Annotated in this window: 5 protein-coding genes; 1 reads left to right on the top strand and 4 read right to left on the bottom strand. The window is 66.3% G+C overall.

Translation table 11 applies throughout. The annotated features are described in order from the left end of the window. Window positions 1-588 precede the first annotated feature (588 nt). The 4 genes from NQO67_RS18545 to NQO67_RS18530 all read right to left on the bottom strand — a co-directional run bounded on the left by NQO67_RS18545 (window position 589) and on the right by NQO67_RS18530 (window position 13,674). A complete protein-coding gene (locus NQO67_RS18545) occupies window positions 589-7,098 on the bottom strand; it encodes an RHS repeat-associated core domain-containing protein (protein WP_255951301.1) in 6,510 nt (2,169 codons plus the stop codon). Window positions 7,099-7,254: 156 nt separating this feature from the next. Further along, complete coding sequence (locus tag NQO67_RS18540; protein WP_255951157.1) at window positions 7,255-10,773, bottom strand: laminin G domain-containing protein; 3,519 nt, start codon at window positions 10,771-10,773, stop codon at window positions 7,255-7,257. Between the two features lie 466 nt (window positions 10,774-11,239). After that, complete coding sequence (locus NQO67_RS18535; RefSeq protein WP_374119026.1) at window positions 11,240-12,220, bottom strand: hypothetical protein; 981 nt, start codon at window positions 12,218-12,220, stop codon at window positions 11,240-11,242. Window positions 12,221-13,278: 1,058 nt separating this feature from the next. After that, window positions 13,279-13,674 carry a hypothetical protein gene (locus NQO67_RS18530; RefSeq protein ID WP_255951156.1) on the bottom strand — a complete coding sequence of 132 codons (396 nt, stop codon included), beginning with the start codon at window positions 13,672-13,674 and terminating at the stop codon, window positions 13,279-13,281. A 515-nt stretch (window positions 13,675-14,189) separates the two neighbouring features. Here NQO67_RS18530 and NQO67_RS18525 point away from each other — a divergent pair. Continuing rightward, window positions 14,190-16,781, top strand: coding sequence for a penicillin-binding transpeptidase domain-containing protein (locus NQO67_RS18525; protein WP_255951155.1), 2,592 nt, complete (start codon window positions 14,190-14,192; stop codon window positions 16,779-16,781). Window positions 16,782-16,974 lie beyond the last annotated feature (193 nt).

The raw sequence follows: 16,974 nt of genomic DNA, 5'->3' as shown, positions 1-16,974 counted from the left end.
GCGGTCGGCTCAAGCAGTTCGCCCAGCCAGCTGCCACTCAGGAACGGGGCAGCAGACGCACAGGCGTGGCAAGGTGTTCGCCCTCGCGGGCAAAAGCACGTGCAGTGCTCGCAAGTAGAGAGGGATGGGGGTGACGACGATCACGGGTCCGACGGAGTGGCTTTCGATCGCGAATAGACCTCGTCGTGTTCCGGGTATTCGACGGCCGGTGACAGAAATAGTTCCCCGGAATTTTCTCCGTGGTAGCTATAGAGACCAAATTCACCCCCTCTGCACTGTCCGCTCTTAATATTAACGGATACCCACTTGCCTCCCCCTCCCGGTACCGTGTCCACCCCCCAAGAGAACGTGCACACATCCTTGGTGTCGGCTGGTTTCATCAGTGCACTCAGCTGAAGTTGCGCGCCCCGGGAGATGAGGCCTGTGCCCCCCTTCTGAAACTTGATCCAGTCCCCTCCCGGGTTACTCCAGGAACCGATGACTTGGCCTTCTGTCGGGACGGGATAATTATCTTCCACTCCGCACGCGGACACACATGTGACGAGGGCGGAAAGGATTACGATGGCGAGGAATAGCGGCCATTTTATCTTAGTACGGCACATATACGTCCTCGATCCAGTTGATCTTAACTGTGATGTCCTTCTGTCCATCAGGGAAGATTCGTTTAACGGCATCCGATCCCGCTTTCATAATGGGGTTACTGCTGCCCTTCTTGTACCCGTCGTCCGACAGACTGCGGGTGGCCGAGGCTACCGTCATACGGTTGGAGATCTGTACGTTCACATGACCGACGTATCCGCCATGGTCCCACTCTGAATCTACCTGGGGCGGCACGCAGGTGACCCCGAGAAGTTGGTAGTCGAGGTTGTAGGAACCGAGCGCGAGACTTGCGGGGCTGGCTCCGTAGATTCCCGATGTGAAGAACCCGGTTACGTCGGTAAGTCCCTCCCATGCCTTCTCGAGATCGGTCCGCTTTGAGTGATCCTTGTCGAACGAATGCTTCGTTGTCGAGTACACACCGTCCTTGATGAGGCCCCGGATCATCCTGGTGAAGGATCGGAAGTGGTCCTCCGTGCGTAGCTGCCTGACGAATTCGCCGTCCGGGGGAAGGGTGATCTCTTTCGGTCCACCGATTGCCCAGAGCGCGACCAGTTCCTCGGCTGAGAGGTCTACGGTCGACTCGCCATCGGGCCCCTTCTGACCGTCCTTCCGTTCCGGTTTGGGGTTCGGCCCCTTCTTGAATACGACGATGTCGACCCCGGTCGTCTTTCGGCCTCTGGTCCGCACCGTCGTGCCAAGGTATGTGTTCGACGTTCCGGGCACCTTGGTCACGTAGGTTTGCGTGGAGTAGTAGACCCACTTTCCGTCGGGGCCCATCTCCAGGTGGTCCGTGTAGCCGCCGCCCTTGCCATCGCTGCATCCCGTCTCGCAGGCCGTGCGCGGCCGCAGGCCGGTGGGATCGGCTTTGGTGACGGGGGTGTTGTTAGCGTAGGCGTATCCGTTGAGTGACTGGTGGTCGTCGGGGACGAGGACCGGGTCGACGGAGAGGAAACGTCCGGTGACCGGGTCGTACTCGCGAGCGCCGAGGTGCGTGAGACCGGTGGTGGTGTCGACGGGTTTGTTGAGGAAGCCCTTGTCGTCGGGCCAGGTTGACGGTGTGGTGCCGCGGCTCTCGCCGAAGGGTTTGGTGTAGCGGCGGGTGACGGTCTGGGTGGTGGCGTCGACCGCCATCGACGTAGTGCCGTGATGGTCGTCGATCATCCAGGTCAGGCCGGTCTCGGTGCGCAAGGCGGTGACGTCACCGGCCGCGTAGTAGCGCTGGCAGCTGAACTTTTTGGTTCCGGTGTCGTAGTGAAGTTCCTGCCCTGGCAGGTAGAGGACGGTGTTGTCGGGGCCGCGGCGGATGAGGAGTTCGCCGCTGGCGTCGTAGAGGTAGTCGGTGGTCTTGGTGCCTTCGGCGAGGCGGACGAGCTCTCCTTCGATGTCCCAGGTGAGGCTCTGCGCGATGCCGGTGGGGCCATAGCGCCGCGTGGTGTTTCCCTGCTCGTCATACGTAAGGGGTTTGGCGGTGCCGCCGTCGACGGTGGTGGAGGTCAGAGTGTGGGGCTGGCCGGTGCCGTTGTCATTGACGGCGGGGTAGCTGTAGTCCGTCTCGGTGTCACCCGCGGCCTTGTGCTCGGTCTGGGTGTCGCGCAGGCCGCTGGTCTTGTAGGTCCAGCTGGTCCAGTACGGGGCCGGGCCACCCAGTGCGTTGGCTGATCGGGCCGTGGTGCAGTCGCTGGAGGCCGGGGTCCAGGCTTCGGTCAGGCGGCGGTAGCCGTCGTAGGCGAAGCACTGGGTGTCCTTGCCGTTCGCCTGATCCGTGATCGACTTGACGTTGCCGGTGGCGTCGTAGACATAGTCGATGTCGCTGGTGTAGCTGGCGTTGGTCTGATCGACGGTGTGGGTGTTGGCCAGTCGGCGAGTGCCGTCTTCATAGCGATTGATGACCTGGAGCTGCTTGGCGTCAGTGGAGGTGCCCAGCCGGGTCTCCTCAATCTCGCCATATGGGGAGTAGCCGATGTCCTGGACGTAGTCGGTCATGCCCTCGGTCCCGGTGAGCATGCCCAGATCGTTGTAGCTATTGGTCACGGTCTCGGCGGGCAGGCCGGCCACCGCGGGCATCGAGGTGGACTGGATGGTGCCGTCGATGTTGTAGGTGGTGGAGGTGCGGAAGGTCTGCGGTGCGCCAGCGGCGACCAGGGGGTCGTTGGCGTCGATGACGGTCTCGGTGCCCTTGGGGCGGCCGAGGCTGTTGTAGCCGGTGACGGCCTGCGAGTAGCTCTTGCCGCTGGTACCGCCGACGTACCGGACGGCCTCGGTCAGTTGGCCCTTGCCCTTTGCGAGGGAGTCGTAGGTGAACTTGGTCAGCTGATGGGTGTTGTCCTTCACTCCGTCCCAGGTACCGGTCTTGCGGCCGAGCTCGTCGTAGTCCGTGATCAGAGTGCGGGTCACCCCGTCGAGAGTCGTCTTGGTGGTCACCGGCCGATCGGCGTCATCGTAGGCGGTAGTGACGGTGCCCTTGTCGGGGTCGGTGGATGTGATCTTGCGGCCGCGCAGGTCGTAGCCGTACGACCAGACGGCGTTGTCCGGGCCGGTCATCTTGGTCAGCCGGCCGGCGGCGTCGCTTTTGAACAGGGTGCGGGTGTAGTCATCGCCGGTTGGGTCGGGGCCGCGGTACTCACGGCGCTCGATGAGCCTGCCGTGGGCGTCGGTGATGCTCATGGTGCCGGTGCCGCCGGCCGCGGCGGTGACGGCGGTGCGGTCGCCTTGGTAGTCGGTTTTGGTGCGCCACTTCTCCTGGTCGTAGACCCGGAAGATCGATTCGGTGGCCCGGCCGGCATCGTCGAAGATCGTCTCGGTGGAGGCGGGGATGGAACCGGGGTAGGTGTTGGCGAGCTTGCCCGACGGTGCGTTGTTGTCGTGGACCTGTTCGTTGGTGAGGTAGGCCAAGCCGCGGTCGTCGTAGAGGGTCTCGGAGATCACTCGCCCGCCGTTCGGGGCGGGGGACTGCTTCTGGCGGGAGCGCAGGAGGCTGTCGAAGATCTCGTAGGAGCTGTTGTAGGTCTTGCCGTCGGCCTTGAGGGTGTCTGTGCGGACCCAGGTCTCTTTGTCGTTGTTGATGCTGTACGCGTAGACGATGCTGGCGGCGTCGCCGAGACCGCGGGAGCGGTCCGGCTTCCAGACCGACCGCAGGCGACCGAGCGCGTCCAGGGACCACTCGGTGATGTTGCCGTTGGCGTCGGTGGTCTTGGTGGCCGTGCCCCAGGCCGGGTCCACCTCCGTGGTGGACGTGTACTGCTTGGGGTCGGTGGAGATCTTGGACGTCAGCGGACCGTAGCCGGAATCGTCGGGGACATACGTGGTCTTGACCGTGCCGTTGACGGCGTTGGTCTCGGTGACAGCGCGGCCCAGCTTGTCGTAGGTAGTGCCGGAGACCTTCTGATATTCGGGTGTCTTGTCCTCCGGGTCGTAATTCGCGACCCGGTAGGTGGCGGTGGTGTCGCCCTTGGTGGGCGCCACGCCGACCGCCTCGTTGTCGTAGGCCGTGGTGACGTCGGAGACGACGTCGTCGGGCACCACCGGGGTGGTGTCACAGGAGACGGAGTACACCTCGACGCGACTGACGTTGGCCACCAACCCGGCCGACGTGTTTCGGGCGTATGTGGTCCGCGTACAGGTCTCGTCGCCGGTCTTGGCGGCGTCGCCGCTGTCCTCCACGGTCATCGGCATGCCGTACGTGGTGTCGTACGTGGTCTTCGTCTTGACCGTACGGGTGCCGGTGGAGGTCTTGGTGCGGGTGGCGACCTCGCCTGCCTGGAGGATCCAGGAGTCGGTGGTGCCCCAGCTGTAGGTGTGGCTTCCTGTCTTGTGAGACCAGGGGGTGTTGATGGTGCCGCTAACTTCCTCGGTGCCGTTGTAGGCGATGGTCTCCCGGACGAAGCCGGCGTACTGGCGGGAGTCGTCGATGGACGTGCCGGTGGAGTCGGTGACCTTCTCGTCCCTCGGGGTGCCGTCGAGTTCCTTCTCGCCGTCGAGGCCACGCATGTAGAGCGTCACCTTCTTGCTGCGGGGGCCCTCGGAGTCACCGGACGTCTGTGTGACCTTGGCATAGCCGCGCCACTGCGACCAGGTTCGGTTGGACGGCTTGGTCAGGCCCTCGTCGTCGGCGAAGCCCCAGCCAGGGCTGTCGTAGTCGTAGTCCGTCTCAAGGGCGTCGTTGTGGCCGTAGGGGTCATCCTGGAAGACGGAGGTGACGACGTATTTGTGGAACCAGTCGGTTACGGGCTCTGCCCCGGACTGGGACCACTTGATGGGGAAGCAGCGGCGCGTGTTCTTGTCGATATGCGCCGGCATGGTGGTGCCCCAGATGCATTCGGGGTCGGAGTAGTTGACAGTGAGGGTCGAGCCGGTCTCCGACTTGATCGTGCGCACCCGCCACTTGATGTAACGCAGGGTGTCCGGGCCGCTTCCCTCCACGTGGTTGGCCATCTGCACGCCGCCGAAGATGACGGGTGGCATGACAGCTGCGGTGCTGTTGGCTTTGCCGGTGTTCTGTATGGATTTCAGCCACAGACTCGGCGAGGAGGCGTCACCGGTGTTTGGGAAGTCCTGTGCCAGGTGCCAGGTGTCCACATCGCGACGGGTCGTGCCGGTGCCGGTCCACACCGAGGTGGTGACATCGGTCAGGCGCTTGCGGGTGAAGAAGGCCGGGCCGATCTGGGTGGTGCACTTGGTGCCGGACGCACAGATCATGTCGAAAGGCACGTCAGGCCAGTTGGCCTTGGTGTCCTTGGTCAGGCTGTCGCAGCCATCGGAAGTGATGCAGCGTTCGGCGTAATCGAAGCTGACCTGCTGGGCGGCAGGCTTGGAGTAGATCAGGTCATCGCGCAATCCGTAGTCGATGCGCTTGAGGTAGCCGCCGCGGGTGTAGCCCGTACCGTCGACGGTGGTGTCGGCGTTCTTGGAGTAGTAGTTCGTCTCCTTGTCGTACCAGTAGCTGGAGGCGTTGCCGTGTGTGTCCACGACGTAGTCGAGGTTCCAGCGCCAGGCCTGGGTGCAGAAGGAGTCGGCGAAGCCGGTGGACTTGTAGCAGGGCTCGCCGGAGTCGTCGCCTGCGACCGGGACGGACCACACGGAATTGGTGACAGGATCGTCGTCGGCGGTGTCGGAGGTGCCCTTGTCGCTCCAGCCCGTCAGCCGTTGTTTTCCGAAGAAGTACTGGATGCCGGCGGGGTCGGTGACCTTCCAGTACTCGGTGTTGTCGTCGCCGTTGCCCGTAGCACCGGTCAGGTGCTCGACGCGAGTGCCATCCTCGTCCTTCAGCTTCCACGTGCCGCCGGAGGCCTGCGACAGGGCCGCGGCGTCGCAGGCCGTCTTGTCGTCACAGGCGTTGACCAGCTCGACAGCTTTGCCGTTGAGGACGAGGGTGGCGTTGGCGTATTTCCAGCACAGGTCACCCTTGTCGCTGTGCCCGTCGTCCTTGCAGGAGGCGTACTTGCGCTCGATGTAGGACTCCGTCATGGAGAAGCCCTCACCGACAACAGAGGTCTGATTGTTCTCCCCGGCTGTGCGGCCGTCCACCGAGCCGGAGTTGTATGAGATCGACAGGTTCGGCTCCGGGCCGGCCGTGGCCGGGGGCATCCGCAGCGGGTAGTCCCAGGTGAAGTCACCCGTACTGTCACCGGCTTCCCAGGTCGCGCTCGGAGACAGCGACGTGGCGCTGTAGTCTCCGCCAGCTCCCGAATTGTCGGCCGCCGCCGCCAGCACCACGGGAGGGCTCGCAGCCAAGCTGCGAGCGGAGACGGTACCGGTCAGAGTCCGGGTCTTCGCATCGTTCCCGGCACCCACCACCGGGGTCTGCATACGGCAGGACGTCTTGGCCGGAGTGGTCAGCGTGCAGGCCGGAAGCGTGACCAAGCGCAGTCGGGGGCCGAAGTTGCCGCCGTAAGCGTCGCTGAAGGAGGAGTAGTCCACAGAGACACGCAGACGGTCAGTGTCGACACTGGCGTCCTTTCCAGCACCGACCGGGTCGACAGTCAGCAAGACACCGTTGACGCCCGCCTTCTTCGCGGCCGTCTGGGAGAGGAGGTTGAGCGCGACCTTCTCGGCGGGGCCAGTGGCCATCGCCTTGGTTTTCGACTGCTTGTGCTTCGCGGACCGAGGTGCCAGGACGGCTTCTTGCGCGAGCTTCACGCCGAGCCCACCGACGGTGACCTTGGCCTCGCCGGTCGCAGCGACCGAGGCTGTGGTCTTCCCGGCCTTGGGCCACGAGGCCTTCTTGATCCGCTCACGTGCCTGGCGGGCGGCAGAAGCGGCCTTGTCCTTCGGAGCCTTGGACGTGCCGGGCTTGAAGCCGCCAACCTTGTCGATCTTCGCTTCGGGCCGATCCTCGAGCTTCTTGTCAGCTGTCGCGGACTGGGCCTGGGCGATGAGGCCGTAGCCCGACGGGGGCACGACTTGAGGGAGAAGCGCGAAAGAGACGACGAGTGCGCCTCGACCGAGCCAGCGGCATAAGACAGCCCCTGGCACACGCCTGTGGACGGGTGCTCTAGACATGGTGTTATCCCGGTTCGTGGATGTGGGTGGGGAAGCATGGGCGGCAAGGTCGGTGCCGGAGCACGGGATCTCGATGGCATGGCCTCGGACATGCCCGCCGATGGAGAGACAACCGGGCAGGGCCGGTGTCTCCACCCGCCCTGCCCGATCCAGCGGCTACTGCTGCTGCTCCGTGTTGTACCGGTCGGCGACGGTGTTGGTGGAAGTAGCTCCCGTCCACACTCGGACGCTGTCGATCGTCCCGGGGAAGTAGCGCGTGGCAGCGCCGTCGATCTTCGCCCGGCCGATCTCGAAGGCTCCGCTGCCCTGCCAGGGAGCCGAGTACGAGATGCCGTCCTCGTCACCCATCAGCGCGTTATCGACGTAGAGCTTGAGCGCGCCGAGCTTGGAGGTGTTGTCGGGGTCGGCCGCGGCCTGGGCGTCGTACACGACCGTCAGCATGGTCGGAACACCCAGCTCGGCGGTGGTGAACGCGGTGGACTCACTCTCAGTCCAAGCCGCACCGGTACCGTCCTTGTCGGGGCGGCCGAACGTCCACCGTCCCTGGGTACTCCCTGCAGGCTGCTCGTACCAGATCCCCCACGAGGGCTGGGTCGTACCCGATTGCCCGAGCACCTGCACTGCGTACGCCTTGCTGGTGTCGGCGAGCTTGGCCGGATCCAGAGTCACCCAGGCGGTCGCGGTGAACGAACCGGAGTCGTCCACGATCGGGCCGGTGGCACCGGCGTAAGCGCTGGCGCCGTTCAGGGTCATGGTCTGCGTCGTGGTGACATCTTCACCTGCCGCCGGGTCACCGGTCGTAATCTGGGTGAGAGCGGCTCCACTGAGGGTCATGTCGCGGCCGTAGCCGCTGGTGTCCTTGACCGTGGAACCGGTCGCGTTGGTCACATCGGTTGCATCCCACTTCGCGACGAGGGCGGGGACCGGGTCACCGGAGGTGCCGTCGCTGAGGTCCTCGTCCTCCAGCCAGGCGTCGTGGGCGATCTCGGTGTCCGCCAGGGCGCGGGACCAGACCTTCACTTCGTCGATGGATCCGGAGAAGTTCTCCGTACCGGTCGAGGCATGCCCCAGCCGTCCCACTTGCAGACCGCCAGATGCGTTCCATGGCTTCGTGAACGCCACCGGATTGCCCTGCGGGACGCCGTTGACGTAAAGCTGAACGGTCTGCGACGCAGCGTCGTACACACCTGCCAGGTGGGTCCAGGCGTTCAGCACCGGAGGCTTTGCACTGATCGAGCGGATGATGACAGGGGAAGTGACGTCGGTCTGGTGGCGGTTGAATATCCAGGCGTTGTAGGTGCTGGAGTAGTACAGCTGGAACCCAGCGGCGTTCGTGCCTGACTGAGACAGGACGGTGTAGTTGATGCCCTTCTTCGCCAGGCGTGCCCAGACCGAGACGGTGAAGGACTTCGTGGTGTCCAACACCGGTCCAGACGTGGACAGATACGCGCTGGTGCCGTCCAGCTTCGCAGCGCCTGTACCGCTGCGCGCCAGCTCGTCCCAGGTCACTCCCGAGGAAGTCAACGGGTGCGGAATAGCCGTTGTGGAATCAGCCGTCCCATTGTCCAGATGCCAGATCCCCGAAGGCTTCTCGGCGCCCTTCACCAGGAAGCTGTAGTAGCCCGTGAGCGAGCTGTGGCCGGCCGCGTCGTACCCCCAGACCTGAATGGTGTTCTCACCGGCCTGGTTCGGAGTGATCGTCTGGATGGTGGCCGTGCCCGTGTCCACAGTGATCGGGTCGGAGACCGGTCCGCTGTTCAGCCGCCACTTGTAGCTGGTGACGTCGGACTGGATGCCGCTCTGGGCCGCGTCGGTGTCCGCCGGGGTGAAGGTGAACTTGCCGGGAGCGCCCACGCCCCCAGCTGCCGGATCCGTCTCGGCCGGCTGGTAGATGCCATCTGCGCTGGTCACTATCGGGGAGGGCGGTGAATCGGTGTCGACTCGGAAATAGCACCAGGACGACCAGGGCGAGTCCAGAACACCCGTGGCTCCGCGGTCGGTCTTGTAGTACGCCTGAGTCTTGACCCGCATGCGATAGTCAGTCTGCGCCGGCAGCGCCGTGGAACTCGCAGTGCGCGGAGCATTGTCGGCCACCCATGCACCGTCGGGTGAGTAGGCGTACCAGGTGCGGCTAGAACCGTCGGCCTTCCACACCTCGAACATGGCGCGCAGCTGTGCATTGGAGCCATCCACGGACTGCACCGTGGCCAGCATCTTCGGGGTCGTGTCGCCGGTGGCAAACGGCAGCGTGGACGTGTTGCAGGCATGCCCCGTAGTGCCCTGCTGAACACCGGTCGACGTGGGCTTGTCCGGGTAGGAGATGTACGTGACCGACAGCTTCGCGTCATTGCGGAACCTGGCCCAGGCGCCAGCGTCAGACTCGTCGTGGGCGGTCAGAGAGAAGGTGATCTGGGAAGTCTTCTTGGCAGCATAGGAAGCAAGGGTCGTGGTCAGGTTCTCGTTCGTCTCCTCGTCTACGTTGTCGCTGAAGCGCACCCAGTTCGCCGGCTGCGACGGCTTGCACTCGTCGCCCCGTCCGTATGCCACGTTCCGGTCGCCCATCAGGTCCACCCCGGTGGGACGGGACGACCATGTGGTGCTGGAGGCGATGCCCTTGTCCACCCGGCTCAGGTCGTACCAGTGAGGGTCACAGGTGAATGTCCACTTCTGGTACACCTCCATCGTCGCGTCCAGGATCTTCTTGCCGTGGATCGACGACAGCGGGTACTCGAAGTACAGGCGCTGGGTATATGGGCTGTACGAGCACAGGTATCCGGCGTAGTTGGAACAGCGTCCCACGCCCTTGTCGCCGTCGAACTCCCAGAACTTGTCCCCGTCCGAGGACAGCGCGGTCCAGTCGCCCAATGCGATGCCCTTGGTAGGCGGATCGATGTAGAGCGGGAAAACGGTGTCCTTGCCACGGAGCAGACCCAGATCGGGCTGTACCTGCACCGTGCTGTTCGTGACCTTGAGCGGGACGTCGGCTTTCGCGTCACCACTGCTAGGGCCCTCCGTAGGAGCCGGTTCACCCCCGGCGGCAGGCAGTGGGACCGTCGGCTCGTCCCCAGCATCTGCTGAAGAAGTCGAGCGGGCCAGTTGCGGGGCCAGCCCGGCCGGGGTGTCACCGGCCGAGTCCCACATCCGTCCTGCGGGACTCTCGAACACCGGGGTGCCGTCTGCGTCGCGTGCGACGAAACCGCCGTCAGCGGTCGAAGCGATGTCCAGGCCCTCGCTCGATACGGTCATCTTGATCGTCTCAAGGGCCGGATTCTGCGCCGCCTCCGCGGTCTTGACCACGAGCACCGAGGTGTAGCCCGTGCTCAGCGCCGTCAGTTTCAGATCGACATCCGGAAAGACACCGGCATAGGTGGCGGTGGAGCCGTCGAGTTCTGGCTCGGGGAGCGCAGTCGGCCACCCGAGTTGCAGCTCATGCCCCTTGTCCTCCAACGTGACGACCTCGTCCCCGCTGCCCGCACCCGAGAAGGTCACGTCGGCCGTCGTGTTTCTCGCCCGCACGGAGCCGTCCGCTTCGCGTAGGAGGGTGGTGTCGATGGGCGCCCATGCCCCGCTACCTTGTCGGGCCCGGACCGGTGCTGCGTTCATCTCCTGTGTGAAGGTGCCATCAGGGTTGGCAAATAACTGAGAGGACTCGGACGTGGCCGTGTCCACTTCCACTCGCTCACCGGTCTCTGCGGCTAAGACACTCGCCTTGGACCTGGCAGTCCCCCCGGCAGCCACCGAGTTCGCCGCCTCACCGGTGGGTACTGAAGCCTCCGCCGCCCCTGCGATCGGAGCCAGGCCCCCAAGCAGCGCGACGGTAATCACCCCTCTACATAACGCCTGACGCCAACTACGTCTTCGATCGCGCATGTACACGACTCCACCCCGCCCCAAAATATTCACCCAAAAGAGAACAGATGAAGATGATGTGATGATCTGGTGTGTTCGGTCAATGGCGACACGCGTCACACCCGCCACTAGCTCTGCTCTAGTCCAGGTAGGTGCCGATAGGCAGCAAGGGCGTCGGCTCGGCGGGGCGGTGGGTGGTTCTGAGCACGAGCGTCATCGCCCGGTCGAGGGCCTCCTGTTCCCTCCGTAATAGCCGGTGGAACCGGTTGTTACGAGGCTTCGCGAAGTCCGGTCAGCGGCGTGGTGGGCGGTTGCGCAGGTCGGAGTCGGCGGGGCCAGCTGCAATCGTGGGTGCCGTCCGGGTGCTGGTGCGGTTGACCGAGGTCTTGCAGTGGCTAGTACCGGCCTGCGGGCGGCGAGTTGTTTCGCCAGGGTGAGCGGGGAGCTGCGCGAGGCGGCGCAGGCGCCATACCAGGACGTCGTTCACGTCCTCGGCGGTGTCGAGTTCGCGCATGTCGATGGATTGCTGGAGGAGGGCCTTGGGGTCGTGGCCTGCCTTCTCTGCGTGCGCAAGGGTGGCGGCCAGGGCATCGGTCCTCGTCGACGAGGCGGCTGCTCGCGGCCCCTGTTCCGGCAGGGCTGCACGGATCGTGGCCTCGTGAGTTCGGCGTTCGGTTTCGGGCAGGGCGCGGCCTTGGTCGTGTAGTGCCTTCATGGGTGTGACAGCAGCCTGGCGGTAGGCGGCTCGCAGATGCTCGGCGGTCTGTCGGGAGGCGTGGGCCTGCTGGGCGTGGCCGCGGGCGGAGTGCCAACGGGCGGCGGCGAGGGTGATCAGGATCAGGGTGGAGACGAGCATGGCGGTGGCGCCGCCGTCCTCGCCCCGACCGAGCGCGCCTCCGGCCCGGACGATGCCCCGGACAGCCGAGCGGAGCGCTCGGGTATCGGCGCGCGCTGCGCGGACGTGGCTGCGGGTGGCACGCTCGAAGGCGCGGGCGGCAGCAGCCAGCTCGGCGCAGGTGGCAGCTGGGGAGGTCTGGGCGACCGCATCCAGGAGTTCTCCGACGCCGACGAGATGGGCGGCGGCTTCGTCGTCGTTGTCTCCGTCGAGGAGGACGGCGGCGCGCTCGACGGTTCCGGTGGCGCTTCGTCGTTCTCGGGCGGGCGGGGACCAGTCCGGTCGGCCGCCGACGGCCCAAGGAGTTGTCTGCTCGGCCCTGCGGCCCTTTACCATCGACAGCGCACTGATCTTCCAGATGGCGGCTCCCAGGGACATGTTCGGCCGCCATTTTGCGACGCTCTTCCCCACGGACGAGAATCCCGGCGCCCCGCTGGGGGCCCACTCGTGCTGACACACTCCCGCTGGGACAGAGCCACCGGCTTTTGGCACCTGCGGGCCGAAGGCGCACCCGGCATCGGGCACTCGGGAACAGGGTCGGCCCCGGTCCCTCAGTTCTCGACACAGTTGCTAGGCACGGACGAGACATACCCGCCCCAGACCCTGGATCATCGGGTGGTCAACATCAACGCCGACTGGCTCTATCGGGGTGGACGCCACATCCGACTCTCGCCCGCTGGTGCTCATTCCGACTTTCTCAGGCCCGAGTCGGCCCACCTTTTGCTAACGCTGGCGGAACGCTCCCGCTAGCAATGTTGACCTAAAACGGTTTGTTCCTGCGGCTCGCGCACGGTGGCATGGAGCTCGCCCGTCAAGCAGCGAGGCCACCTCTGCCACTATCCGACCCAGGACAAAGGTGGAGGGGCGCCTTCACCGAGACTCCGCGGAGTGGGGTGACCGATGTCGAGATCATGGCAGGCGCCACTGTGCGTGCTGAGTATCCCCCTTAGTAGTGCGCGATCTCGCGAATCCGCTTCAGGCCAGTTCGCTTACTGTGTCGTCTACGTCCTGCGGCATCTGTCGTTCGGCGACCGGATCCGCACTCTGCCATGGGCGCACCTGGGACTCAGACTTGATGGATGGTGGGGGTTTGGACGGTGATCCGGCGGACCCTATGCCGGTTGCTGGATAGATGCTGGATCAATCGGCAAGGCTCGGCGTTTCCGCAGGTGACTGCGTCGCGGCTAACGTTCCGGTTCAACGTATGAGAATCTCATCCTTCTGGCCTTGAGTGTGAAACCTCAGGTCAGTGGCTTGCCGCCGGAGGTGTCGGCTGCTTGTTGCGGCGTTCTCGGGGAACGTTCAGTCGCCGGGGCAATGGCAGTTGTCTCTGTGTTTCCGCAGGTCGGCGGCGTAACGAATGTACTGAGTGCGGTGAGTTATGGCTCGGTCACGGTGCCGGTTGCTGGGTCGTTGCGGGATGGTCTGACATGTAGTCATGTACTGGTGTGGCCGGAAGTAGGGCGCGCCACGGCGGCGTTTCCTGTGACCCGGGCGGGCGCCATGTGGTGTGGGGCTCGCACGCCCAGGGTGACCGCTGCTGCCACGAGGGCAGCCGTGCACAGCACCGGCCAAGCCGGAGCGGCTGGCCGTCCGGTCGCGGCCAGCCAGATCGCGCTGATCGTGAGCCATCCGGTGGAGGCGCCCAGCAGGGACAGCGCAAGGCAGGCCGGTTGCACGATGACCAGGGCCCGGAGCGGACCGGCCAGCGGGAGGCGGTAGCCCCGTGCCTGGACCGCTGTCAGCGCCATGAGCAGGCCGCCCAGACGGGCACTCTGCGTCTGTACCAGCGGGTGCTGGTGCAGGAGCTGTTGGGTGAGCGTGTCGGTCACCCGGCCGACCTCGTCAGCGAGCCTTGCGGTGATTTCCAGCGCGCCTGCCTCGTCGTCCAGTGCCTGGCAAAGTCACTCGGCGGCCCTGCGGTCGTCGTCGAAGAGACCCCGCAGCACGCGCCGCAACGGCGCCCGCCCGTGGCTCGGGTGCCTGGCGTGGCATGGGGCGTTCGTGCAGGTCGGCGTGGTTCGTCCATCCAAATGCCCAGCGCTCGTGCGGCTGGGTGACCAGAGACCTTCCGTCTGAACGACTGAACGACTCTTGGTCTTGAGGTTGACCTGGCGCACGGTCCGACGGACGGCCATGCCCGCCGTTGCATGTTTTCGCCGCCGCGGGCCCTGGCACGCGCGAGTGCACGGTCCACGCTCACCCACCCCGTATCCGTTCATCCAGGACGTTCACCCGCATCCGTCGCCCGGCTCCCTGCGACCCCCGGGGCACGTAGCATGAGGCGCTGTCACGGTGCGGTGCTCTGGCGGCGTCGTACCCCAGGAAGAAGGGGGAGGAACGGGGCTTGGAGGAGCGGCGCAGCGACGATCCCGACGAGATCGGGGGGTATCGGGTGCGGGGTCGACTCGGTGCCGGCGGCATGGGCACCGTCTACCTCGCGTACACCCCCGGTGGCCAGCCCGTGGCCCTGAAGGTGATCCGGGGCGAGTATGCGGACGACGCGGAGTTCCGGCGCCGTTTCACCCGCGAGGTGGAGGCGGCTCGGCGGGTTCACGGGCCGTACACCGCCGCCGTCCTGGACAGTGACACGGAGGCCGTCCGGCCATGGCTGGCCAGTGCCTACGTCCCGGGGCCCGCGCTCGGCATCGCGGTGGCGGAGCACGGCCCGCTGCCGCCCGCGACCGTCCTCCAGTTGGTGGCCGGTGTGGCGGAGGCGCTCCAGGCCATCCACGGGGCCGGCCTGGTGCACCGCGACCTGAAGCCGTCCAACGTCCTGCTGGCCCCTGACGGGCCGAGAGTCATCGACTTCGGCATTGCCCGTGCGGTGGAGGCCACCGCGCTGACCGGGCCGGACGGCCGTCCCGGCACCCCCAACTTCATGGCACCGGAGCAGATCACCTCAGGGGAGATCACCCCGGCCTTGGACGTCTTCGCGCTCGGCCTCCTGGCCCATCACGCCGCCACCGGCGAGCATCCCTTCGGGAAGGGCCCCTCACACGCGCTGCTGTACCGGATCGTCTCCGAGGAACCCCGGCTCTCCGGCTGCCCTGAGCCGGTGCGCGACCTGGTGAGCCGCTGTCTGGCCAAGGAGCCGGGTGAGCGACCCACGCCGGCCGAGGTGATCGAGTTGTGCCGGCAGCGGGCCACGGGCGGGTCGCTGGAGCGCGACCACCGCGGTTGGCTGCCGCCGGCCATGACAGCCGGGCAAGCGGCCTCCGTAGCCTCGACCGGCGGGCCCACCACGGACCGGGAACCGCCGGGCCCACCCGCCCCGACCGACGTGAGCACCGCATCCGCTGCGTCGCCACCGCAGCCATCAAGACCCGCGCCACCCACACCTCAGGCAACCCCACCCCCGCAGCCACCCACTGCGCCGCCCACGTACGACACCCCAGGGACACCCACCCCCTCGCCGGCCATCCACCCCTCTCCAGGAGCGCCCTCCACATCCCCACCCCGGCACGCCATGCCGCAGGCCCTCATCGTGCCTCCGCCCCCGCATCCGACGACGTCTCCCGTGCCGGTGCCCCGGCGTTCCGGACGCTCCCGGCTCCGCGTCGCCGGGGCGGCATTGGCGGCGCTCGTGGTCGTCGGTGGGGCCGCGTTTCTCATCCCCCAGCTCGTGGCCGACGGTGACGACGGCAAGGACCAGCCCGCCCAGGCCCACAAGGGCGACGCCGTCTCGCGCTACGCCCGCCCGCTGGGCGACATCCTCGTGGCCGGGAAGCCTGTCACCGGCTCCCAGCGGCTGCCCTCAGGGAAATACCACTACCGGCGCACCTACACCGATGGACCGGAGTACGCCGCCGTGACCGGGTACAACTCCATGGCCTTCGGGGCTGCCGGGCTCGAAGGGGTCTATCGGGACGTCCTCGACGGCACCGACGACCGGCTGAGCGCCCCCGGCGACGTCGTCACCACGATCGATCCGAAGGTCCAGGACGCCGCGTACCAGGCGCTGGGCGGTGTCACGGGCGCGGCCGTCGTAATCGATCCGGCCAGCGGCGCGATACTCGGCCTGGCGAGCACGCCCTCGTACGACCCGGGGTCCTTCAGCGGACGCACCGGCAGTGACCAGACTGCTTGGAAGAAGGCGACGGGCGACAAGGCGAAGCCGATGCTGGACCGCGCCCTGCTGCAGACGTATCCGCCGGGTGCCGCCTTCGAACTGGTGGTGACAGCGGCGGCGCTGGACAAGGGCCTGTACACGTCGCTCGACGAACCCACCGAGAGCCCCTCGCCGTACGTGCTCCCCGGCTCCACCACCACTGTGCAGAACGGGACCGACGCCCCGTGCGGGAACGTCAGCCTGCGTACCGCGCTGCGTGAGTCCTGCAACAACGTCTTCGCCAAGGCAGCCGCCGATCTCGGCGCAGACAAGGTGCGCGGCATGGCTGAGAAGTTCGGCTTCAACACCGAACTGAGGGTGCCCGTACACGCCAACCAGAGCGAGTTCCCGAAGGACATCAATCCCGCCGAGACCGCGCTGTCGGGCCTCGGACAGTTCTCCGTGACCGCGACGCCGCTCCAGATGGCCATGGTGTCCGCCGCCCTGGAGAACGACGGGAGTCTCCTTGCCCCGCGCCTGGTTGCCCGGGTGACTGACGGGACCGGCAAGACGATCGAAGAGGACGAACGCCGCTCACTCGCCCGGCCCGTCAGCGCTCGCACGGCCGAGGCGCTGCGCGGAGCCATGACCGACGTCGTCGAGCACGGCGCCGGCGCCCCCGCCCGGATCGACGGTGCGGAGGTCGGCGGCGTGCCGGGCGGTGTGGTCGACAACGGACATCCGGCCAGCTGTTTCACCTCATACGCCCGGAGTTCGGACGGCGCAGGGCAGGTGGTCGTCGCCGTGGTCGTGGAGGGCGACACGGCGCACGGGGACAGGGCGCCAGCCAGCATCGCCCGGCAGATCATGAAGGCCGCACTCGGCTAGCGAACGCCGTGGCAGGCGACGTTCGCCCGCGAACGAGCGGTATCCGGTGCTGGCCTCTCACGGCCGTTGCGGTTCTTGTGGAGTCACGACCCACCAGATGTTGGAGTCACTACGTTCGGCGGACGGGCTCGAACTCGTCCGCAGTGTGGCCGAGAGGATGCGCCAGGAACTGCTCTCTCCGTGTTGCGATTTT

Origin of the sequence: Streptomyces odontomachi (assembly GCF_024435355.1) — a bacterium.
GTDB lineage: Bacteria > Actinomycetota > Actinomycetes > Streptomycetales > Streptomycetaceae > Streptomyces > Streptomyces odontomachi.
The sequence above is the reverse complement of the archived record's forward strand: the minus strand, read 5'-3'. Positions and strand labels throughout refer to the sequence as shown.